The sequence below is a fragment of the Corynebacterium appendicis CIP 107643 genome (assembly GCF_030408415.1).
Taxonomy (GTDB): Bacteria; Actinomycetota; Actinomycetes; order Mycobacteriales; family Mycobacteriaceae; genus Corynebacterium; species Corynebacterium appendicis.
Genome location: NZ_CP046976.1, coordinates 1,698,851 through 1,719,766, shown reverse-complemented (window position 1 = coordinate 1,719,766; position 20,916 = coordinate 1,698,851). Strand labels below are relative to the sequence as shown.

23 protein-coding genes and 1 tRNA gene are annotated in these 20,916 nt (G+C 64.3%); 16 read left to right on the top strand and 8 right to left on the bottom strand.

Features of this window, described 5'->3' with window-relative positions:
* The first annotated feature begins 16 nt into the window (after positions 1–16).
* Positions 17–694, top strand: a complete 678-nt coding sequence (locus tag CAPP_RS08415; RefSeq protein ID WP_234958935.1) for an isoprenyl transferase — start codon at positions 17–19, stop codon at positions 692–694.
* Positions 691–1,779, top strand: a complete 1,089-nt coding sequence (locus CAPP_RS08410) for a VIT1/CCC1 transporter family protein (RefSeq protein ID WP_076599573.1) — start codon at positions 691–693, stop codon at positions 1,777–1,779. The genes CAPP_RS08415 and CAPP_RS08410 overlap by 4 nt, the downstream gene beginning before the upstream one ends.
* On the opposite strand, the gene CAPP_RS08405 is transcribed toward CAPP_RS08410, so the two are convergent.
* Together CAPP_RS08405 and CAPP_RS08400 are read right to left on the bottom strand one after the other, a co-directional pair.
* Complete coding sequence (locus tag CAPP_RS08405; protein WP_076599574.1) at positions 1,776–2,192, bottom strand: Fur family transcriptional regulator; 417 nt, start codon at positions 2,190–2,192, stop codon at positions 1,776–1,778. The two genes, CAPP_RS08410 and CAPP_RS08405, sit on opposite strands and share 4 nt — an antisense overlap.
* A 20-nt stretch (positions 2,193–2,212) precedes the next feature.
* Positions 2,213–2,677, bottom strand: a complete 465-nt coding sequence (locus tag CAPP_RS08400; RefSeq protein WP_076599575.1) for an ArsR/SmtB family transcription factor — start codon at positions 2,675–2,677, stop codon at positions 2,213–2,215.
* A 294-nt stretch (positions 2,678–2,971) separates the two neighbouring features.
* On the opposite strand from CAPP_RS08400, the gene CAPP_RS08395 reads away from it, so the two are divergent.
* The 3 genes from CAPP_RS08395 to CAPP_RS08385 are packed head-to-tail and all read left to right on the top strand — an operon-like array spanning position 2,972 to position 5,334.
* On the top strand, positions 2,972–4,354 hold the full coding sequence (locus CAPP_RS08395) for a glycine--tRNA ligase (protein WP_076599576.1): 1,383 nt from the start codon (positions 2,972–2,974) through the stop codon (positions 4,352–4,354).
* Between the two features lie 8 nt (positions 4,355–4,362).
* Entirely contained in the window at positions 4,363–4,884 is a 522-nt protein-coding gene (locus CAPP_RS08390; RefSeq protein WP_076599577.1) for a hypothetical protein, read from the top strand.
* Between the two features lie 21 nt (positions 4,885–4,905).
* Positions 4,906–5,334 (top strand): hypothetical protein, encoded by a 429-nt coding sequence (locus CAPP_RS08385; protein WP_076599578.1) that lies wholly within the window; start codon positions 4,906–4,908, stop codon positions 5,332–5,334.
* A gap of 15 nt (positions 5,335–5,349) precedes the next feature.
* Here the strand turns inward: CAPP_RS08385 and CAPP_RS08380 are convergent, their stop codons facing one another.
* Positions 5,350–7,368, bottom strand: a complete 2,019-nt coding sequence (locus CAPP_RS08380; RefSeq protein WP_076599579.1) for a TPM domain-containing protein — start codon at positions 7,366–7,368, stop codon at positions 5,350–5,352.
* Positions 7,369–7,437: 69 nt separating this feature from the next.
* On the opposite strand from CAPP_RS08380, the gene CAPP_RS08375 reads away from it, so the two are divergent.
* Positions 7,438–8,703, top strand: coding sequence for a deoxyguanosinetriphosphate triphosphohydrolase (locus CAPP_RS08375; protein ID WP_076599580.1), 1,266 nt, complete (start codon positions 7,438–7,440; stop codon positions 8,701–8,703).
* 21 nt (positions 8,704–8,724) lie between these two features.
* Here CAPP_RS08375 and CAPP_RS08370 read toward each other — a convergent pair whose 3' ends face one another.
* The 3 genes from CAPP_RS08370 to CAPP_RS08360 all read right to left on the bottom strand — a co-directional run bounded on the left by CAPP_RS08370 (position 8,725) and on the right by CAPP_RS08360 (position 10,604).
* The gene (locus CAPP_RS08370; RefSeq protein WP_143313904.1) at positions 8,725–9,498 is read right to left on the bottom strand and encodes a hypothetical protein; all 774 of its coding nucleotides are present in this window, start codon (positions 9,496–9,498) and stop codon (positions 8,725–8,727) included.
* Positions 9,499–9,804: 306 nt separating this feature from the next.
* Positions 9,805–10,164 carry a hypothetical protein gene (locus tag CAPP_RS08365; protein WP_076599582.1) on the bottom strand — a complete coding sequence of 120 codons (360 nt, stop codon included), beginning with the start codon at positions 10,162–10,164 and terminating at the stop codon, positions 9,805–9,807.
* Positions 10,161–10,604, bottom strand: coding sequence for a guanyl-specific ribonuclease (locus CAPP_RS08360; RefSeq protein ID WP_076599583.1), 444 nt, complete (start codon positions 10,602–10,604; stop codon positions 10,161–10,163). Before CAPP_RS08360 ends, CAPP_RS08365 begins: the two co-directional genes overlap by 4 nt.
* A 42-nt stretch (positions 10,605–10,646) precedes the next feature.
* Here CAPP_RS08360 and dnaG point away from each other — a divergent pair, with 42 nt between their 5' ends.
* The 4 genes from dnaG to CAPP_RS08340 are packed head-to-tail and all read left to right on the top strand — an operon-like array spanning position 10,647 to position 14,888.
* Positions 10,647–12,539, top strand: coding sequence for a DNA primase (gene dnaG / locus CAPP_RS08355; protein WP_076599584.1), 1,893 nt, complete (start codon positions 10,647–10,649; stop codon positions 12,537–12,539).
* A 33-nt stretch (positions 12,540–12,572) separates the two neighbouring features.
* Entirely contained in the window at positions 12,573–13,655 is a 1,083-nt protein-coding gene (locus CAPP_RS08350) for an AAA family ATPase (protein ID WP_076599585.1), read from the top strand.
* Complete coding sequence (locus tag CAPP_RS08345) at positions 13,648–14,217, top strand: hypothetical protein (RefSeq protein ID WP_076599586.1); 570 nt, start codon at positions 13,648–13,650, stop codon at positions 14,215–14,217. The genes CAPP_RS08350 and CAPP_RS08345 overlap by 8 nt, the downstream gene beginning before the upstream one ends.
* Before the next feature lie 38 nt (positions 14,218–14,255).
* Positions 14,256–14,888, top strand: a complete 633-nt coding sequence (locus CAPP_RS08340) for a MazG nucleotide pyrophosphohydrolase domain-containing protein (RefSeq protein ID WP_076599587.1) — start codon at positions 14,256–14,258, stop codon at positions 14,886–14,888.
* 335 nt (positions 14,889–15,223) lie between these two features.
* On the opposite strand, the gene CAPP_RS08335 is transcribed toward CAPP_RS08340, so the two are convergent.
* On the bottom strand, positions 15,224–15,664 hold the full coding sequence (locus CAPP_RS08335) for a hypothetical protein (RefSeq protein WP_076599588.1): 441 nt from the start codon (positions 15,662–15,664) through the stop codon (positions 15,224–15,226).
* Positions 15,665–15,902: 238 nt separating this feature from the next.
* Between CAPP_RS08335 and CAPP_RS08330 the strand changes: the two genes are divergently transcribed.
* The 5 genes from CAPP_RS08330 (at position 15,903) to CAPP_RS08310 (ending at position 20,363) form a co-directional block, all read left to right on the top strand.
* On the top strand, positions 15,903–16,643 hold the full coding sequence (locus tag CAPP_RS08330) for a lytic transglycosylase domain-containing protein (protein WP_076599589.1): 741 nt from the start codon (positions 15,903–15,905) through the stop codon (positions 16,641–16,643).
* A gap of 231 nt (positions 16,644–16,874) precedes the next feature.
* Entirely contained in the window at positions 16,875–18,152 is a 1,278-nt protein-coding gene (gene eno / locus CAPP_RS08325) for a phosphopyruvate hydratase (protein ID WP_076599590.1), read from the top strand.
* 69 nt (positions 18,153–18,221) lie between these two features.
* Entirely contained in the window at positions 18,222–18,866 is a 645-nt protein-coding gene (locus tag CAPP_RS08320) for a septum formation initiator family protein (protein ID WP_234958919.1), read from the top strand.
* A gap of 25 nt (positions 18,867–18,891) precedes the next feature.
* Entirely contained in the window at positions 18,892–19,440 is a 549-nt protein-coding gene (locus tag CAPP_RS08315) for a DUF501 domain-containing protein (protein ID WP_076599591.1), read from the top strand.
* Positions 19,437–20,363 carry a Ppx/GppA phosphatase family protein gene (locus CAPP_RS08310; RefSeq protein ID WP_076599592.1) on the top strand — a complete coding sequence of 309 codons (927 nt, stop codon included), beginning with the start codon at positions 19,437–19,439 and terminating at the stop codon, positions 20,361–20,363. Before CAPP_RS08315 ends, CAPP_RS08310 begins: the two co-directional genes overlap by 4 nt.
* A 21-nt stretch (positions 20,364–20,384) precedes the next feature.
* Here the strand turns inward: CAPP_RS08310 and CAPP_RS08305 are convergent, their stop codons facing one another.
* Complete coding sequence (locus tag CAPP_RS08305) at positions 20,385–20,645, bottom strand: hypothetical protein (protein WP_076599611.1); 261 nt, start codon at positions 20,643–20,645, stop codon at positions 20,385–20,387.
* Positions 20,646–20,825: 180 nt separating this feature from the next.
* Here CAPP_RS08305 and CAPP_RS08300 point away from each other — a divergent pair.
* A tRNA-Ile gene (locus CAPP_RS08300) sits at positions 20,826–20,899 on the top strand.
* The last annotated feature ends 17 nt before the right edge of the window (positions 20,900–20,916 follow it).

Below are 20,916 nucleotides of genomic sequence, written 5' to 3'. Positions count from 1 at the left end.
CCACATCGCGCTCGTCATGGACGGGAACGGCCGCTGGGCGCAAGAGCGCGGCCTGCCGCGCACCGAAGGTCACCGCGTCGGCGAGAAAGTGCTGATGAACATGGTGGACGCGGCCATCGAGCTCGGCGGCGTTGAATGGTTGTCCGCCTACACCTTCTCCACGGAGAACTGGCGCCGCAGCGCGGACGAGGTCCGCTTCCTCATGGGGTTTTCCCGCGACATCATGCGGGCGGAACGCGACCAGCTGCACGCGAAGAATGTCCGCATCGTGTGGGCGGGCCGCCGCCCGCGCTTGTGGCGTTCCGTCATCCGCGAGCTGGAAGCGGCCGAGGAGATGACCAAGAACAACACCGGCCTCACGTTGGCTATGTGCATCAATTACGGCGGGCGCGCGGAGCTCGCCGACGGTATGAAGCGCATGGCCCAGGCAGTGCAGAAGGGGGAGTTGAAGCCGAGCCAGATCAACGAGGCGCGAATAAACGAATATCTCTACCGCCCCGACATGCCGGACGTCGACCTGTTCCTGCGGCCGTCGGGCGAGCAGCGCACGTCGAATTTCCTGCTGTGGCAGTCGGCGTACGCTGAGATGGTCTACCGCGATATTCTCTGGCCAGATTTCACCGTGGACGACCTGTACGATGCCGTGCTCGAGTACGCGCAGCGCGACCGCCGCTTCGGAGGAGTGAAGAAATGACGGAGACTCCGACACAGCCGACACGCAGCCAGATCCGCAAGTGGCGGCAGTACCTCGCCAACGAACGCGCGGAGGCCGCGACCTACCGCGAGCTGGCGAAGAAGCGCGAGGGGGACGAGCGCGAGATTCTCGAGGAGATCGCCGACGCCGAATCGCGCCACGAGAAGTACTGGCGCGACAAGCTCGGGCCCGAGGTGGGCATGCCCATCAAGCCGGACCTGCACACGCGCTTCATGTCGTTCCTCGCGCGGACTGTCTCGCCCGTGTTCGCGCTGGCGCTGATGCAGACCGCGGAGCAGCGCTCGCCATACCTGGAGGACGAGGACGCGCCGGACGAGATCGCGGCGGACGAGGCGATGCACGCGGAGGTCGTGAGAGCTTTGGCCACGCAGGGCCGCGAGAAGCTCTCCGGCTCTTTCCGTGCGGCCGTGTTCGGCGCGAACGACGGGCTGGTGTCCAATGTGGCGCTCGTCCTGGGCGTGATGGGCTCGGGCGTGTCGTCGAATTTCATTCTTCTCACCGGCATTTCCGGCCTGCTCGCCGGTGCGCTGTCGATGGCGGCGGGCGAGTACGTCTCTGTGAAATCGCAGGCAGAGCTTCTCGACGCCTCGACCCCCGACCCCGAAGCCCGCGACCTGCTCCCGAAACTGGATGTGAACCAGAACGAGCTCGCGCTTGTTTATCGCGCCCGCGGCATGAGCGCGGAGGAGGCCGACGCGCAGGCGAAGAATGTGTTCTGGTCCATGATGACCGGCCGCCAGCACCACCACGTCGAGGACGGGCTGGAACCGGAGGATTCTGATTCGAGCGGCGCCTGGTCGGCGGCGATCGCTTCGTTCATCTTCTTCGCCACCGGCGCGTTCATTCCGATCGTGCCGTTCCTGTTCGGCGCGACGCCGACGGTCGGCGCGATCGTGGCGCTGATCTTGGTGTCGGGTGCGCTGTTGATCACCGGCGGCATCACAGGATTGCTCTCGGGCAAGAAGCCGGCGCTGCGGGCGTTCAGGCAGCTCGCGATCGGGCTGGGAGCAGCGCTCGTGACATACGTGCTCGGCGTGGTCTTCGGCGCGCTGGTGGGCGCCTAGAGCTTCTGGCAGGTCCGGCAGATCCCGAAGATTTCTGCGTCGTGGCCGCTGAGCTGGAAGCCGTATTTCTTCGCGGTGTCTTTCGCCCACTCCTCAACGGGGCCGCCGTCGATCTCCTCGCTGCGGCCGCAATTGGTGCACACCAAGTGGTGGTGGTGCCGGTCGGTGAGGCAGTGGCGGTAGAGGGTCTCTCCGGTTTCTGAATTGAGTGCATCGACCGCGCCCACCTCGGTGAGGGTCTGGAGCGTGCGGTAGACGGTGGTCAGGCCGACTTTCTGCCCGCGGTCGGTGAGTTCCCGGTGGATCGACTGGGCGGAGGCGAAGCGGTCGATGTCTTGGAGAATATCGACCACGGCTGCGCGCTGGCGGGTGTTCCGCGCGCCGATTTTCGGTGTGTCGTTCCGGGTAGTCATGCCTTACACCATATTGGTTCTCAGCTCGGCGGGGCCGGGGTGTCCGGCTTCAGGCCCGGATCCTTGTCCGGAGTGACTTCGTGAAGCGGGCCGAAAGCGGCTGCCGCACCACTGCTCTTCGACGCGTCGATGAAGTCGGGCGTGCGCTTGCGGCGTTCGGCCAGCTCGTCCTTTGGCTCTTCTTGTGTTCGCTCCGCGAGCAGGGAGAGGGATTCGAGGGTGGCAATCACGCCGGGCACGGCGAGGCTGTAGACCACCTCGCGGCCCGAGCGGGTCGCTCCGACGAGGCCGGCATCTTTGAGCACGCGCAAGTGCTGGCTGACCAGGGGCTGCGACTTTCCCAGGACACGGACGAGTTCGTGCACGACGTGGTCGCGGTTGTGCAGAAGCAGAAGAATCTGGATGCGCGACGGAGAGTCGAGAGCGCCAATGATGTCGGCGGTGCGGTCGAGCTTTTCCGCGGGCCACGTCGTTGGATCACTCATAGTCCGTGTTCACTCCAGGCCTTCGAATAAATACTTGCCGCTTCAGTTTAATAAGAAGGTGTCCTAATTTTCACCCATGGCCCGGATAAAGCGAATCCACGGGGAAATTTCCTCCGGTTGAGCCGAGCGGGCTGCGCCAAATTGTTTGCTGAGCTTCGTACTCAATAGATCGATACACGGAGGGCTTTCGTTAGCAATTCGATTGTGCCGACCGCCGTATCTGCGCTTCTGGGTAGGCGCTACACTTGTTCCCGTTGACGTAAAGAAACCGTTTTCAGGAGAGTTGAACTACCCATGGCTTCGACCGTGATCGATACCGTTGTGAACCTGTGCAAGCGCCGCGGCCTGGTCTACCCGGCCGGCGAGATTTACGGCGGAACCCGGTCCGCATGGGATTACGGCCCGCTGGGCGTGGAGCTCAAGGAGAACCTGAAGCGCCAGTGGTGGAAGCACATGGTGCAAACGCGCAACGACGTCGTGGGCGTGGACACCTCCATCATTCTGCCCCCGCAGGTGTGGGTCGCCTCCGGCCACGTCGAAGTCTTCACCGACCCGCTGGTGGAGTCCCTGCACACCAACAAGCGCTACCGCGCCGACCACCTGCTCGAGGCGTACGAGGAAAAGCACGGCCACCCGCCGACAAACGGCCTGGCCGACATCAACGACCCGGAGACCGGCCAGCCGGGCAACTGGACCGAGCCGCGCGAGTTCTCCGGTCTGATGAAGACCTACCTGGGCCCGGTCGACGACAAGGAGGGCCTGCACTACATGCGCCCGGAGACGGCGCAGGGCATCTTCGTGAACTTCAAGAACGTGATGACCTCGGCGCGCCTGAAGCCGCCGTTCGGCATCGCGAACACCGGCAAGTCCTTCCGCAACGAGATCACCCCGGGCAACTTCATCTTCCGCACCCGCGAGTTCGAGCAGATGGAGATGGAATTCTTCGTCAAGCCGGGCGAGGACGAGAAGTGGCACCAGTACTGGATCGACAACCGCCACCAGTGGTACATCGACCTGGGCATCAACCCGGACAACCTGCGCCTCTACGAGCACCCGCAGGAGAAGCTGTCGCACTACTCCAAGCGCACGGTGGACATCGAGTACGCCTACGGCTTCCAGGGCTCCAAGTGGGGCGAGCTGGAGGGCGTGGCCAACCGCACCGACTACGACCTGAAGACCCACGCGGAGGCCTCCGGCGAGGACCTGAGCTTCTTCGAGCAGGACACCAACGAGCGCTGGATCCCGTACTGCATCGAGCCGGCCGCCGGCCTGGGCCGCGCGATGATGGCCTTCCTTATCGACGCCTACCACGAGGACGAGGCGCCGAACGCGAAGGGCGGCGTGGACAAGCGCGTCGTGCTCAAGCTCGACCGCCGCCTCGCGCCGGTCAAGGTCGCGGTTCTTCCGCTGTCGAAGAAGCCGGAGTTGTCCGGCCCGGCACAGGAGCTGGCGGACACTCTGCGCCAGCACTGGAACGTCGACTTCGACACCTCCGGCGCGATCGGTCGCCGCTACCGCCGCCAGGACGAGATCGGCACCCCGTTCTGCGTCACCTACGACTTCGACTCCCTCGAGGACAATGCCGTGACCGTACGCGAGCGCGACACGATGGAGCAGGAGCGCGTCAAGCTCGACGAGCTCGAGTCCTACCTCGCCGCCCGCCTGATCGGCTGCTAGGAGCACACATGCACTACGTCAGCTGGGACCGCGCGGACCGTGAGGCGCCCGTGCTGGTCGTAGAGGACGGCCCGAACGCGCTCGCGAAATTCACCCACGAGCGCGCGGAGCTCACCTCGGGCGAGGTGTGGCAACTCGTCACCACCCCGGAGGGCGGCGCTGTCGCGCGTGCCGACGACGGCCGCGACGTCGTCCGCGCCGACGGCTCCCTGCGCCGGGACAAGCAGATCCCGGTCACGGTGGGTGACCGCCGCTACGTTCTGGTGGCGGAATCCTCCAAGAACTGGATCATCGACGACGAGCAGGGCCAGAAGGTCGCCCAGTTCACCTCCGACCACAACGGCGTGCGCCGCTCCATCCTCGAATTCGAGGGGGAGACAGACCTCGACCGAGTCGATATCGTGGCTCTTGCATGGGTCAGCCGGCTCGTGCTCGAAGCACGGAAGATGATCAACTCCACAGCACTCATCGCATTCTTGGTGCTGCTGAGCGTGTTCATCGTCGCCGTGTGGTTCATCGGTCCGAGGTAACCCCGGGGGAGAGCACACACCATGATCAACGCAGTGTGGGACGGCGCGACGCTGGTCGCGGACGGCACAGTGATCGCCGCCGTCACCGCGGACAACGAGTTGACCGTGGACGGCACCCGCATCGACGTGTCCCACACCGCCGGCGCCCTCCGCTGGCAAGTCACCGGCGCAACCCCCCACGAGGAATACAAGATTCGCATGCGCGGCCTGGGCACGAACAACCTCGTCGCGCATTGCGGCCCGCGCAGTTACCGCGCGCAGCGCGAGAGCGCATTCGCCACCTCGCGCACCATTGTCGACAAAGAAGGCGTCGTCGTCGCCCGCACCCGTCCGCGCAGAGGAACGGAATTGCACGCCGAGCTTTACGACGCCGCCCCGCTCGCCGACCTCGCCTTCATCACCTGGGCGCTGACCTTCATGGACACCCCCGGGCGCACCACGAAGATCTAGCGGCGACTAGCAGACTTAGAAGCTTCCTCCGCGGCCGCCCATTCCGCCGGCGAAGCCGCCTCCGCCGCCACCGCTGAAGCCGCCACCTCCACCGAAGCCGCCGCCATAACCGCCACCAAAGCCGCCTCCGCCGGAGAGCAGCGAACCCCAGATGATCGCGCTGGCCATGGAGTTAGCAGTCTGGGCACTCTGCCGGCGGCGGTAGTTGTCGATGTCGTTCTCGGCCGCCTGCGCTGCGCGGCGGGCCGTCTCGGAGGCCTTGCGGGCCGAGTCGATCGCGCTGGACGTGTTCTTGATCCGGTTGTGCTGGGCCTCCGCGTAGTGGCGGGATGCTTCCGCCAGAAGAGCGCGGGCATTGGAGCCGATGATGCGGCCGCGGGACTGGATGAGGTCCTGGGCGCTCTGCAGCTGCGCGCCGGCGGACTGCAGCTGCTGGTCGAGCAGCTGCAGCTTTCGCCGCTGGTCGGTGGCCGCGCCGCGGGCCTTGTCGATCTCCGCATCGATATCCGCGTCCAGGTCCGTCAGCTCGGTGAAGACGGCCAGCGGATCGGTATCGCCGCGGTCGCCGAGAGCATTCAGCTCCTCGCGGGCGCGGGTAGCAATCGAGTCGAGGGAGGAGACATCGACGCGCGCGCCGCGGTCGCGCTCCGCCTTGAGCTGTTCGATCTCGCGCAGCTCGTCCTCGATCTCCTGGATGAGCGCGGGCAGGTTCGACTTCGCTGTCTGGATATTGGTGTCGGCGTGCTCGATGGCGCCGAGGTTCTTGTCGGCCACGTCGACGGTGTGCTGCGCGCCGCGGAGAATGTCCACGAGAGCACCCTGCTTGCCGGCTGGCTGCGAGGCGAGCTTCCGCGCTTCCTCCAGCTGCTTTTCCGCTTCGTCGATGGACTCGGAGGCGATGTCGACATTGCTGCTGATCGAGCTCAGGATCTGCTCCGAGTAGCGCGACCGGAGTCCGCTCAGCGTCGAACGGGCGGGCTCGACGCGTGCGCGCAGATCGACCGTGCGCTGGAAGATCGAGTCGATCTCGCGGTCGGCGTTCATGAGGACATTGCGCATGTCCTCGTACTCCTGGCTCTTATCGGCCAGCGCCTGGTTCGCTGTGCCGCAGGAGGTGATGATGTCGATGAGCATCGCGCGCTTTTCCGGCTCGGTCTCCGGGATGGCGTCGTACAGGCGGTGGTGAATATTGAACGCGCGCTGCAGAGCTGATGTCGCCTCGTTCATCGCGGACGTGAACGGGCGGACGCGCTCGGCCCCGAATTCAGAGGTGGCCACCGCCAGCTGGTCTTTGCCCTCCCGGATGGACTCGTCGGTGTGGACGAGCGTGTCCTGGGCGAGCTGTTCCAGGGTCGGCGTGGGCAGGCGTCCCAGCGAATCGGAATCGCCCGGGTTGATCTCGCGCGCCGAGGCCAACTGTTCCTTGTCCCGCTTCTTATTCCGGTTGCGGCCGTAGAGCCAGAAGCCGCCGCCGGCGAGAGCCGCGGCCCCGAGCCCGCCCGCGACGAGGCCGGCACCCTCGCCGTCAGACGAACTGTTGACGGCATTGATCGCGTCCAAGCCCGCCGCGCCGTAACTCTTCGTGGTCAGCTGGTCGAAAGCAGCATTCGACATCGCGTCCACATCGCTGCTCGACCACTGGGAGCCGGCGTTGACGTTGTACTTGCCGTCATCCGGCGAAATCGCGATCACCGCAGTATTTGGGCCCTTGTCCGTGATCGCGGCGCGCACCCACTCCGCCGGGTCCTCGCCGCCGAAGGTGCTCAGGTACACCACGTAGGCGTTGAGCTGCTTCGACTGCTGCAGCTGCGTGATCGCGTCCTCGATCTCCGCCTTTTCACCGCCGGAGAGAACACCGGCGTCGTCGGTGACCTTATCCTTCACGTCCGTCGGAGCCAGCGAGGCTCCTTTTGTTGCAGTTGCCTGCGCCTCGACGTGGTCGACGGCGGCGAACGCCAGGGGAGCAGCGGAAAATGCGATGGCGCCAGCGATCATCGGGGCGGCCAGAGCAATACGGGCATAGCGCGAAGTCATGCCCACTAGGGTACCCGCGCGCGTGGTGACCGGGGACAGGAATAAAACACGTCTAGGCTCAATGGCGCTATGACGTACCAGTATGATTCCGCGGACCTTGCCCGTCGCGCGGCGGAGGGGGAGAAGGGCTCGCAGCTCGCCAACATGGAGGAGCACCGCGACGCGTTTGCACGCGACCGCGCCCGCGTGCTGCATTCGGCGGCGCTGCGGCGCCTCGCGGACAAGACCCAGGTGGTCGGCCCGCGCGACGGCGACACCCCGCGCACCCGCCTGACGCACTCGCTGGAGGTCGCGCAGATCTCTCGCAGCATCGGCCAGGGCATCGGTCTCAACCCCGACCTGTGCGAGATGGCCGGCCTGACCCACGACATCGGCCACCCGCCCTACGGCCACAACGGCGAGGTCGCCCTCAACGAGCTGGCCAAGGAATGCGGTGGCTTCGAGGGCAACGCGCAAACACTGCGGATCCTCACCCGCCTGGAGCCGAAGATTCTTCACGGCGGAGCATCATTCGGCCTCAACCTCACACGCGCCGCGCTCGACGCCGCGTGCAAGTACCCGCGCACGCGCACGGCATCGGACGGGACCATCAACCGCAAATACGGTGCGTACGACGAGGACGCGCACATTCTCACCTGGCTGCGCGAAGGCCACACCGACAACAACCCGCCCATGGAGGCGCAGGTGATGGACTGCTCCGATGACATCGCCTACAGCGTCCACGACGTCGAGGACGGCATTGTCTCCGGCCGCGTCGATCTGAATGTGCTGTGGGACCTCGTCGAGCTCGCCGCGCTCGCGGCCAAAGGCGCGAAAGCTTTCGGCGGCACAGCAGACGAGCTTATCGACGCCGCCGCCCGCCTCCGTTCTCTCCCCATCGTCTCCGCCGCCGCCGACTTCGACTTCTCGCTTTCCGGCTACGTCACCCTGAAGAAGATGACCTCTGAGCTGGTCGGCCGCTATGTCGGCGCCGTGATCACCGCGACGGAGGCCGCCAACGACGGCCCCATCGGCCGCATGCACGGCTCACTCGTCATCCCGCCCGAGGCTGAAGCCGAGGTTCGCCTCCTCAAGACCGTTGCCGTCCTCTACGTGATGGACATGCCCGCCCACATCGCCCGCCAGGACAGGCAGCGCAACCGCATCGTGCGCGTCTACGATTACCTGTCCGCCGGCGCGCCGGGGTCGCTGGACACCATGTTCGCCGCGTGGTGGCACGAGGCCAGTACGGACGCCGAGCGCGAGCGCGTGATCATCGACCAGATCGCGTCGATGACCGAGTCCCGACTCGAGCGCACCGCGAAGAAGACCGCATCTTTCGAGGGCTACCTCTAGAAGCGCGAAAGCCTGCCACACTCAATACGTCAGCCGCCGGTTCCGCAAGCGCGTTGCTCCGAGCACCTCACTGACGAAGCCATCCGGGTCCGCCTCGATTTCTTCGGCCGTGAAGTAGAGCTTGCGGAATCCGCGCGCGGCAATCCACCTCTCGCGCCTGCGGCGGTTGCGCGCTAACCCATCGCCGTCACCTTCGCTTTCCAGTTCGCGACACAGCGGATCCTCGTCGACGGCGATGACGAGGTCGTTCCCAGCGAGCAGAACCGCGTGCCCCATCTCATCCAGTTCGCAGTGGGTACGGACGGAAACAGGGGAGTGCTCGAGAAGCGCATACGCGAGCAGATACGGGAACCAGCCCACCTCCCGTGCTCGGTGAGGAAGCGACACAGCCAGACGCCTCCGGTTCGGATGCATCGGACCATCGAAGCTCTCCGCGTACTCCGCGATCTCCTGGGCACTGATACCGCGCTCGAGCAGCCACCCCGCCGCGAGCCACGCATTCGTGCGGTCCTGCATGCGGCACAGATCCAGGTACGTACGAAGAGGATGCGTCACGCGCACACCGTCTAGTTGCACGACATCGCCCTCCCGGAGCTTCAAGGACCTGAATCGCACTCCAGGCGGAAGCATGCTTTTCGACGGTTGATGCCCGGACGGCAACGCGAATTCCACCGCCGGATCTTTCGGCAGCATGAACCACATTCCCCATTGCGCGGCCGCCCAGGCACCCATGAGCACAGCCTTTCGCGTCTCTTTCGCGGCAGCCGCACCGCGCACGACGAATCGCTGCTTCATCCGGAGGCTTCGAAACCACTCGGACGCAATTCCACTGGTCGGCGACACGAGACTAAGGCCTGGCGGGGGCATCCCACGATCCTGACGCGAAACCTGAATTCGCTCTTCCAAATATCGCTGCCGGAGCTCCCGTACGTCCTGTTCAGCGAGTTGTACCCATTCCCGAATTTCCCCCATGCGTCCTGTTTACCTCGGACGAATTCAGGTGTCTCCTCGAAACCTGAATTCAACGCCCATTTGCGCACTGAAATGTGCAATCCGGCGGTGATTAGAGCGCGCGGACTCAGGTTTTGTGCGAGGGATGCACTATCCCCGCACGAGTGTGACGCCTTCGTGGGAGAAGACGTTGAGCAGCTTTCCGGTCAGCTCTTCCGATGCGCGCCAGTCCGTCACGACGAGGCGGTCTGTCTGGGTCTCGCGCAGCAGGTCCGCTAGAGCGTCGAGGTTGCGGGGGACTGGGCGGGCGCCGGGGTCGGGGTCAGGTTCCGCGCTGGGACTGGCGGAGGTGGCGGCGGGCTCGTCGGGGGAGTAGATGGCGTCGATGATGCCGACGCCGAGATCCGCAATCGAGTGGACCGGGCGTGAAATGACGACAGTCTTCGCGAAAGTGGTCGAGTCTGCGGAGGTGTTGTCGGAGTCGTGCGGAGTTGCCGGATCGAGCGTCATTCGACGGTCACCTCGCAGAAGGATTCGTAGTGGTCGTCGGTGTAGTAGTACACGTCTGGATCGGTCTCGGTGCCTCCGCCGGTGACAATGCGGCGTTCCCCGCGGTGATCCACACCGGGGGTCTCCACGGTGTATTCGCGGTAGTAGTCCGAGTCTTCACGCGGCAGGATCTGTTCGTAATTGCCGAAGTGGCTGCCGTCGTTGGAGGGGTGGTCGAAGGGGCCGCCGGAGTGGATGTCGTCGATAAGCTCTGTTGCTTCTGGCGGAATCGACGCGCACTCGCTGATCCCGCTCTCGTTGCTTTGCGGGGTGCCTGTGCGCTCCGGGCTGTCTGGGTCGTGCACGATCGAGTACACGACGGCCACGAGCGTGATGAGGCCGATGATGAGGATCAAAGGCAGAGCCACTGAATGGCTCGAACTGTCGCCGTCAGTAGACATGCATTCATTTTAAACGAACCCCCGCGCGGTAGGATGTGCGCCATGGCTAGGGGCAGAATTCCGGATAGTGACATCGAGGCTATCCGCGAGCGCGCCAATATCGCCGACATCGTGGGCGAGTACGTTCAGCTCAAGCCCGCCGGGCACGACTCGTTGAAGGGGCTGAGCCCGTTCAAGGACGAGAAGACGCCGTCATTCCACGTGCGCCCGGTCCGCGGGTACTACCACTGCTTCTCCACGGGCAAAGGCGGCGATGTCTTCTCCTTCATGATGGAGATGGAGCAGCTGAGCTTCCCCGAGGCGGTCGAGGCCGTCGCGGAGGAGATCGGCTACCACATCAACTACCAGGGCGGATCCACCGGCGCCCGCGACGTCAAGCCCGGCACCCGCGCCCGCCTCATCGCGGCGAATAAAGCCGCGCACGAGTTCTACCGCGACAAGCTCGAGCAGCCTGAAGCGGAAGTGGGCCGCCGCTTTCTGCTCGACCGCGGCTTCGACCGCGACATCATCCACCACTTCGAGTGCGGCTACGCCCCCGACGGGTGGGACACTTTGACGAAGCACCTGCTGCGCAAGGGCTTCGAGGTCCAGGAACTCGTCGATGCGGGTCTGTCGACAATGGGGCGGCGCGGTCCCATCGACAAGTTCCGCCGCCGCCTGCTGTGGCCGATCAAGGACGTGGCCGGCAACGTGATCGGCTTTGGCGCCCGGAAGCTCTTCGACGACGACCCGATGGGCAAGTACATGAACACCCAGGACACGATGCTGTACCACAAGTCCAAGGTGCTCTTCGGCCTCGACCTGGCGAAGAAGAATATCGCGGACGGCCACCAGTGCGTGGTGGTGGAGGGCTACACCGACGTCATGGCCATGCACGCCGCCGGTGTGAAAACGGCGGTGGCTGCGTGCGGCACTGCCTTCGGCAAGGACCACATGAGCATCATCCGCCGTCTCATGCTCGACGACAACTACTTCCGCGGCGAGCTGATCTACACCTTCGACGGCGACGAGGCCGGCCAGAAGGCCGCCATGCGCGCTTTCGAGGGGGACCAGCAGTTCACCGGCCAGTCGTTCGTCTCCGTTGCCCCCGACGGCATGGACCCGTGCGATCTGCGCATGGCCAAGGGCGATTCGGCCGTCCGCGACCTCGTGGCCAGTCGCATTCCGATGTTCGAGTTCGTCATCGAGTCCCTTTTGCAGGACTTCTCCCTCGACACCGCCGAAGGCCGGCTGCAGGCCCTGCGCCGCACGGTCCCCGTCGTCGCCCAGATCCGCGACACCCCGCTGCAGACCGAATATGCCCGCCAGCTCGCCGGCTGGGTGGGTTGGCCGGACCCGAACGAGGTGATCCGCCAGGTCCGCGAGGAGGCCAAGAAACCGAAGCAGCAGAAGCGCTCCGCCTGGGACATGGCCACCCCGGCCCAGCAGAACCAGCCCGCGCCCAACCAACCCGCATTCGAGCTGCCCGACCCGCAGGACCCGCTTTTGTGGGCCCAGCGCGAAGCCCTCAAAGTGGCCCTGCAGTACCCGGAGGCCGCCGGCAGCTACTTCGACGGCATCAACCCCGACGCGTTCACCCACCCCGCCTACCGCGCAGTCCGCGACGCCATGGGCCGAGTCGGCGGCGCCGCCAATGCCGGCTCCAGCTGGATCGCGCACGTCTCCGACGAGATGATCGACGCCGCCGGCCGCAATTTCGTCTCCGAGCTCGCCGTCGAGGACATCCTTGCCGAGGACCCCGCCTCCTACGCCGACTCCGTCCTGTCACGCCTGCAGGAGGTCCGCGTGGGCAACCAGATCGCCCAGCTCAAGTCCCAGCTGCAGCGCATGCGCCCCAGCGACGACGAGATGGCCTACAACGCCCTCTTCTCCGACCTCGTCGCCCTCGAGCAGGCGCGGCGGGAGCTGAATGATCGGGCGTTTAGGGGGTCGTAGGACGAATCGGTAAGTTTGGCCTACGATTTAAGCATGCCCACTCATCCTATTGAGCATTTGTCTGCCAGCAGTTTCGGCCCCTTCGGCGGTCTAGACTTGCGTTTCAGCCCGCAACTCAATGTTGTGACCGGTGACAACGGAACGGGCAAGACCCAGCTGCTCAAGCTCCTCTATACGTCTACGAAGACAATGGAGAACGGATGGATTGAGGGCCCGTCCAAAACCGGAATGGAGGGTGCTCTCGCGAAGAAGCTGGTGGGTGTATTCAAACCGGATAGCTTGGGTCGCTTAGCTAGTCGCGTTCGAGGTAATAGTCGAGCAGAAGTAAGACTCAAATATCGCGGGCTGGGCTCAGCCTTCGAATTCAACTTCTCGTCTAAAGCGGCGAACAAGGTGAAAGTCTCTTCGCTGCCAAGCCAGACTCTTCCTGATACCGCAGTATTTTTACCCTCACGCGAGCTACTGTCGATCTACCCGGGCTTGATTGCCCTTTACGAGTCTCGCGAAACTTCCTTCGATGAAACGTGGCGCGATACCGCAGCTCTTTTGGGGAGAACGGCCCTTCTCGGTAAGCGGGGGCAGCAGGCTAACGAGATGCTAGCGCCGCTCTTGGAGATTCTGGAGGGGTCAGTGGTTGAAGATAAGGGGCAGTTCTATGTGAAACTGAAAACGGCAGCCGGGGCCACTGGAAATATTGAGGCTCACCTAGTTAGCGAGGGGTACCGCAAGTTGGCTATGCTTGTGCGCCTCGTCCAGTCGGGCGTGTTGCTTGAGGGTGGCTACCTGTTTTGGGATGAGCCCGAGGCGAATCTTAATCCGCGGACACAGCGGGCCGTTGCAAAGACCATCCATTTGCTTGCAAAGCACGGTACCCAAGTTTTTGTCGCCACTCATAGTGTCTTCATCCTTCGTGAATTGCGCCTGCTCATTGACAAGGATCCGATTGATACCGTCTATGTCGGCCTAGAACGTGTAGATGAAAGCAGCAGAAATGATGCCTTGGTAGGTGTCAGCGGCATGGCGGTGAGGGAACAGGCGGAGTTGCCTACTTTGACTGCTTTAGAGGAAGAAGCTGCACAGTCTCTCCGCTACTTGGAGCAAGATTTCGATGGGTAAATTAGCCGCTGACGAAGCAGCGAACACTGTCGTCGTGGAGGACATGCTCTTTACCTTTCCGAAGGATTGGGAAGTTGAAGACTATGACTCCTGGTACGGGCAGAGCCGTGGAGCGAAACCGCTTACCGACGAGCCGTTCAACGCGAAAGACTGCGACTTGCTGGCCTTGGAAGGAAATCGTCTCTGGTTGATCGAGGTGAAGGATTACACCTATCCGGGTAAGAAAATAAACCCAGATTTGCCGCGCGATTTCGCCCTGAAAGTCTTCCACACGATGGCTCGCCTGGTCGCCAATGCCTACTTCGGTACTCATCATAAACAGGAGTTTTGTAAGCGGGCTCTTCGTGTCGACCAGATCAAAGTCGCACTTGCAGTGGAAGTACGAGGGAACAAGGCAACGCTCTACAAGGCGCTCGCTGATTTGAATGACTTAGTTGAGGCTGAATGCCGGAAAATGAAAATCGCCCGTGTAGTGATTGCCAATTCGCAAGTGCCGTCTACCCAGTTCTCTTGGACTCAGGAACGTCTCCCGGAAACACGCTCCGATCATACCGATCGATAGCGCCTGCGCCTTTTGATCCGCGTCGTACCATTGACCCCATGACCATCCTCGTCCTGGACCCCCGCTGGCCCGACATGATCCCGTTGGCCGCCGCCACCAGCCTCGCTGGCCCGATCGCGTACACCGACGAGGTGCCTGTCTCCGTCCGCTGGAACCTGGGCGACATCTCCACCACTGAATCTGCGCAGGGCACACTGGTCACCACCGACGTCACCGACCCGGAGGTGCAGAAGCGCATCGTGGCGGGGGAGAGCATCATTGAGGCGCCCTCGCTTGCGGACCCGCTCTTCCAAGCCCAGTCCGTCATGCGCACCGCCCGCACCCGCGGCGAGTGGGAGATGGCACAGACACACGAATCGCTCATCGAGTACCTCGAGCAAGAAACAGACGAGCTTATCGACGCCATCCGCAACCACCACCCCGACGACGCCCTCAAGAAGGAGCTCTCCGACCTCCTCCTCCAGATCCTTTTCCACGCCGAGATCGCGTCCCGCCGCGGCGCCTTCACTTTCCCCGACGTCGCCCAAGCCTTCGTGGACAAGATGAAGAACCGCGCACCCTATTTCTTCGACGGCTCCACCGGCACTGTTCCCGTCGACGAGCAGGACCGCCTGTGGGCGGAGGGGAAAAAGCGGGAGAAGAAGGGGAGCTCAAGGGACGACACTTTTTGAAATTGTCCGGCCGAACAGTAGCTAACGTTTTTTGCGGGACTTGGTGAAAAAGTCCTACCGGTTGAACAGCCAGCCCACGGTTCTAGCTCCACATCCAACTCGCAGTTTTTAGGTCAGCAACGGCCAAGGACTGCAGCACCTCTTTTTTGGGGTGCGGCCACTGAAGCGACGGGGCGCCGCTGGGCTTTCAACAGTTTGACTCGACTGTGCGCGAAAGTATGCCCCAGTGACGCGAAATCAAAGTATCACAATCGATTGATGCTGGCTCTCCGAGGAAAATGAGCGCTGTATAAGTTGAGCTCCTGGAACTCGATCTCAGCACCAGGGACTCTGCGTTAGAAGCTGCTGCCGTTGGGGGCGACGGCGGGCAGGATGTTGCGGAGCTCGGGCAGGCCGGCTTGGGAGGAGAGCTGCGAGGCGAATTCGATGGCCTTGTTCTGCGGGGTGGCGGGGTCGGCTTTGACGACGCCGCAGGCCTGGGCGCGGTCGCCGATGGTGTTGATAGTGGGGGCGGCGATCAGGGTGAGGGAGGCGTCGGCGCCGAACTGCTTGTTCAGCTTGGAGGTGAGCTGGGAGCGGGTGGTGGTGTCGTCGACAAGCTTGGCGCCGCGGAGCAAGGTGCCCACGGAGTTGCAGTCTATGGTGGAGATGCCGCCGTTGAGGGCGCGGACGAGTTCAAGGGTGTTGTTCTGAGCCTCGGCTTGGTTCGCGTTGACGGCGCCGGTGGTGGCGACGGCGGCGATTGTGGTGGCGATGGCGGCGGTGCGGAAACGCATGGTGGGGAAGTCCTTTCGGGCTGAATGTGGTCGGGGAGTTGGAATCTGGTTTTCCATCCGAATGTTGACACTACAGTGACTGAAGTGAAAATTGTGACTTGGATGTGAAATGCCGTGCGGATAAATGGGTGCGAGGGTGCGGGCGGTAGAGTGAGCGATCGTGAATTCGTCTCGTAGAACCCCCGGGCGCCCGCGCAATGCCCTGGGCTGTGGGTGCGGGGCGGCACTTGCTGTCGTGATGGCGATCGTGCTGATTATCTCGCTGCTGATGTGGCTGTTCAGTATTTTCGACGCGCCCCTGAGTACGAAGAAGCGCGTGCCGGTGCCGGAGGATGTGCCGCCGGCTGCCGCCGAGAGCCCACCGGATATCGACGTCCACGGGCCCGGGCGGACGTCCGACCTGCTGGGGGAGTGGGCGGCGCCGATCGCTGACGGCATCGAGATTGACCCGCAGGCGGTGCGCGCCTACGGCAACGCGGAGCTGATCGCGCGCGAGGCGTGGCCGGAATGCAACTTGCACTGGAACACGCTCGCCGGCGTGGGCTGGGTGGAAACGCGCCACGGCACCTACAGCGGCAAGATCGCGGCCGGTGCGCGGCTGGATGAGAACGGCCGGGCTTTCCCGCCGATCATCGGGCCGGCGCTGAACGGCGACGGCTTCGCACATGTGCCGGACACGGACGGCGGCGAGCATGACAACGACACAGAGTTCGACCGCGCCGTGGGGCCGATGCAGTTCATTCCTGAGTCCTGGGCGCGCTACGGGCGAGACGCCAACGGCGACGGGTACGCCGACCCGCAGCAGATCGACGACGCGGCGCTCGGTGCGGCGAACCTGCTCTGCGCGGGCGGGCGGGACCTGTCCACGCCGGAGGATTGGCAGGACGCGATCCTCGGGTACAACCACTCCAACGACTACGTCATCCGCGTGCGCGATGCCGCCGCGAATTATGCCGTTGGGCAGCCGGCGCACCGGTAAGGCTTTATTGAGGGCGGAATCTTCTCTCTTTGTGCGGGGCGTTTTGCGAACAGGGCTCTTCCCACTGTGAGAGGGAGGAGAGTGTAAGGGGGGCGGGGTTGGTGGAGCTCGTGCGTTTGATGGGTCATGTTTGGTTCATGCCGGTGAGCTGCCTAGGCCTCCTGACCGGCGCGGGGATTTTCTGGAACAATTGGAGAGGTACAAGCCAACTTCGATTAAAGGAGAATTCCAGTGGCTGACATCATGTTGACGTACGCCCGCGAGATCTTGGACTCCCGCGGTAACCCGACCGTCGAGGTGGAGGTCTTCCTCGACGACGGCTCCCACGGCCTGGCCGCCGTTCCGTCCGGCGCCTCTACCGGCGAGCACGAGGCGCACGAGCTGCGCGACGGCGACGACCGCTACCAGGGCAAGGGCGTGCGCAACGCAGTGCGCAACGTCAACGAGACCATCGCTGATGCGATCGCGGGCATCGAGGCCGACGATCAGCGCGTGCTTGACGCGACCATGATCGAGGCGGACGGCAGCGACAACAAGAAGAACTTGGGCGCCAACGCCATCCTGGGTGTCTCCATGGCTGTGGCGAAGGCTGCGGCTGATTCCGCCGGCCTGCCGCTGTACCGCTACATCGGCGGCCCGAACGCCCACGTCCTTCCGGTCCCGATGATGAACATCCTCAACGGTGGCGCGCACGCTGATTCCGGTGTGGACGTCCAGGAGTTCATGATCGCCCCGATCGGTGCGGAGACCTTCACCGAGGCGCTGCGCCAGGGCGCCGAGGTCTATCACGCGCTCAAGTCCGTCATCAAGGAAAAGGGCCTGTCCACCGGCCTCGGCGACGAGGGCGGCTTCGCCCCGTCCGTCGACTCCACCAAGGCCGCTCTGGACCTGATCGTCGAGGCGATTGAAAAGGCGGGCTTCACTCCGGGCACCGACATCGCCCTGGCTCTGGATGTCGCCTCCTCCGAGTTCTTCGAGAACGGTTCCTACAACTTCGAGGGCGGTCAGCACTCCGCCGAGGAGATGGCGAAGGTCTACGCCGACCTCGTTGAGAACTACCCGATCGTGTCCATCGAGGACCCGCTGGACGAGAACGACTGGGAGGGCTACACCAAGCTCACTGCCGAGATCGGCGACAAGGTCCAGATCGTCGGCGACGACTTCTTCGTCACCAACCCGGAGCGTCTCGCCCGCGGCATCGAGGAGAAGGCGGCGAACGCTCTGTTGGTCAAGGTCAACCAGATCGGCACGCTGACCGAGACCTTCGACGCAGTCGAGCTCGCACACCGCAACGGCTACCGCACCATGATGTCCCACCGCTCCGGCGAGACCGAGGACACCACCATCGCCGACCTGGCAGTGGCTCTGTCCTGCGGCCAGATCAAGACCGGTGCTCCGGCACGTTCCGAGCGCGTGGCCAAGTACAACCGCCTCATCCGCATCGAGGAGGAGCTCGGCCCGGCAGCGGTCTACGCAGGCCGCGACGCATTCCCGCGCTTCGACAAGTAGTCGATAGCGGCGCGAAGTAGCGCGCCTTCCGCACGTGGGTCGTGGGGCCACGTAGACTACACAGTCACTATGGCCACATCTTCCGCACGCGGCGCGCGCACCAGCGACAACAGCCCCCAGCGCACCGGCATGTCCGGACGTGCTGGGGGCTCTCGTCGTCGCCCGACGACAGTCCCCGTGGCCAGCCGCGACGCCGAGCGCGCCGCGAAGAAACGGAAGCGTCCGCGCACGGACATGCTCAAAGGCGACATCGTGGGCGTCGCGGTGCTCATCACCGTCGTCCTCGTCGTACTCATCGCGATCGCCGTCCCGCTGCGCAATTACTACGCCGGCAAGGCTGAGATCGCCCGCCTCAACGAGTCCATCGCCGCCAAAGAGGAAGAAAAGGCGCAGCTCGAGGAAGACTTGGAGCGCTACAGCGACCCCGAGTACGCCAAGCAGGAGGCACGCCGCCGCCTCGGCATGACAGAGCCGGGCGAGACCGCGTGGCGCATCATCGACCCCCGCATGGAGGGCACCACGATCACCAGCGAGCACGCCGAGGACCCCGACGCGGACGCGCCGTGGAACGAGGTCCTCTGGAACTCCCTGCGCGAGGTGCCCAAGGAGGACGAGGAGGAAGAGGCCGCACCGGCGGAGTCCGCCGAGCAGCCCGCGCCCGCACCCGCCGAGCCGCCCGCTGATGCTCCCGAGGAGACACCGGAACAGCCGTAGCCCCGCATGTGCGACAATGAGGGCCATGGAAACACCAACGGAGGAGCAGCTGGCGGTCGTCGAAAAGCAACTCGGCCGTACGCCGCGCGGCGTGCTCGAGATCGCGTACACGACGCCAGACGGGCAACCCGCGGTTGTCACGACTGCGCCCAAGCTTGACGACGGCACCCCGTTCCCCACCCTCTATTACCTCACCGACCCCCGCCTCACCGCGGAAGCGTCCCGCCTCGAGGTCGCGCAGGTGATGAAGTGGATGGAGGCCCGGTTGGGCACGGACGCGGAGCTGAAGGCCGATTACGAGGCCGCGCACCGCCACTACCTGGACAAGCGCAACTCCATCGAGGATCTGGGCACTGATTTCTCCGGCGGGGGAATGCCTGACCGCGTGAAGTGCCTGCACGTTCTGATCGCGTATGCCCTTGCCGAGGGCCCTGACCGTGTCCGGTTGGGTACTGAGGCCGTGGCGCTGGCCGCCGAGCACGGCGATCTGCGCGGCACCGCTATTCCCGCTGACTGGCCGATGCTTGACGCTCTCGGCATCACCCTCGAGGAAGCAGGGGAGGGGCTGGCATGACCCGCGTCGCTGCCGTCGACTGCGGCACCAACTCCATCCGCTTGCTCATCCATGATTCTGAGGCCGGCGAGATCTGCCGCGAGATGACCATCGTGCGCCTCGGCGAAGGCGTCGACGCTACCGGGCAGTTCAGCCCCGACGCCATCGCGCGTACCCGCGAGGCGCTGGAAACATACGTTGAGCGCATGGTGGCCGAAGGTGTTGAGGCCGTCCGCATGGTCGCGACTTCTGCGACCCGCGATGCCGCGAACCGCGACGAGTTCTTCGACATGACCCGCGAGCTGCTTGGCCGGATCCAACCCGGCGCCGTCGCCGAAGTCATCTCCGGCGAGGAAGAAGCCGCGCTGTCCTTCCGCGGCGCAACCACCGACCTCGATGATGCGCGCGCCCCCTTCTGCGTCATCGACTTGGGCGGCGGGTCCACCGAATTCATCGTCGGCGGCGAAGGCGCTTATTCCACGCAGATGGGCTGCGTCCGCATCACCGAACGCTTCATGCGCACCGATCCGCCGACCGACCAGGAGACAGCCGCCGCGCGCGAGTACATCGATTCGCTTATCGACGACGCCCGTGCCACCGTCCCCCTCAGCCACGCCGCGACCTTCGTCGGCTGCGCCGGCACCTTCACCACTTTGAGCGCTATCGCCCAGGACCTCGACGCGTATGATCCCGAGGCTATTCACTGCTCGGAGATCACCTTCGACGACATGCGTGCTGTCACCGCGAAGCTGCGTGCGCAAACCGCCGCCCAGCGTTTGGAGAACCCCGTCATGCATGCCGGGCGTGCCGATGTGATCGGCTCCGGTGCTACCGTCGTCGAGCAGTTGATGACCGCCATCGAGAAAGAGACCGGCGGCGCCGTGACATCCTTCGTGATCAGCGAGAAGGATATTCTCGACGGCATCGTCGCCGGTCTGCTCTAGCCCCTTTTTCCCTTCCCGGGGTTAGTCCTCGTCGGGCTCGTAGATCGTGTCGATCTCGCTGCCCTTTTTGCCGCGGCCCCGGCGCAGGTCCTTGACCTCGCGCATGCGCGGATCCGGGTCGAGCTGGTTCGCGACCGTCTTGCGTGCCGAGCGCACCACCTGCCGCGTCAGCGGCGAGTTGACCACCTTCTGCGTGGTGTCCACGATCTGGTGGTAGCGCTTGCGCCCGGCCTTCGAGCCCATGACATACCCGGCAGCGGCTCCAATCGCCAGCTGGGTCAAACGTCCCATGGTGTTTCAGCCTCCTTGTCGAGCTCCGTGCCAGTACCTTTTCACTGTAGCGAACCCGCCCCGCCAAAGTGACTTAGGGAGATTGCTAGCCGCCCGCAGTCCACAGTTATACTTTGACGACGCGCCTGAACCACCGTGCCCACGGATCCGTGGGCACGTCCGGCGCAGCGAGGGGCTATAGCTCAGTCGGTTAGAGCCGCGGACTCATAATCCGTTGGTCGCGGGTTCGAGCCCCGCTGGCCCCACTATCTCGACGCGTCAC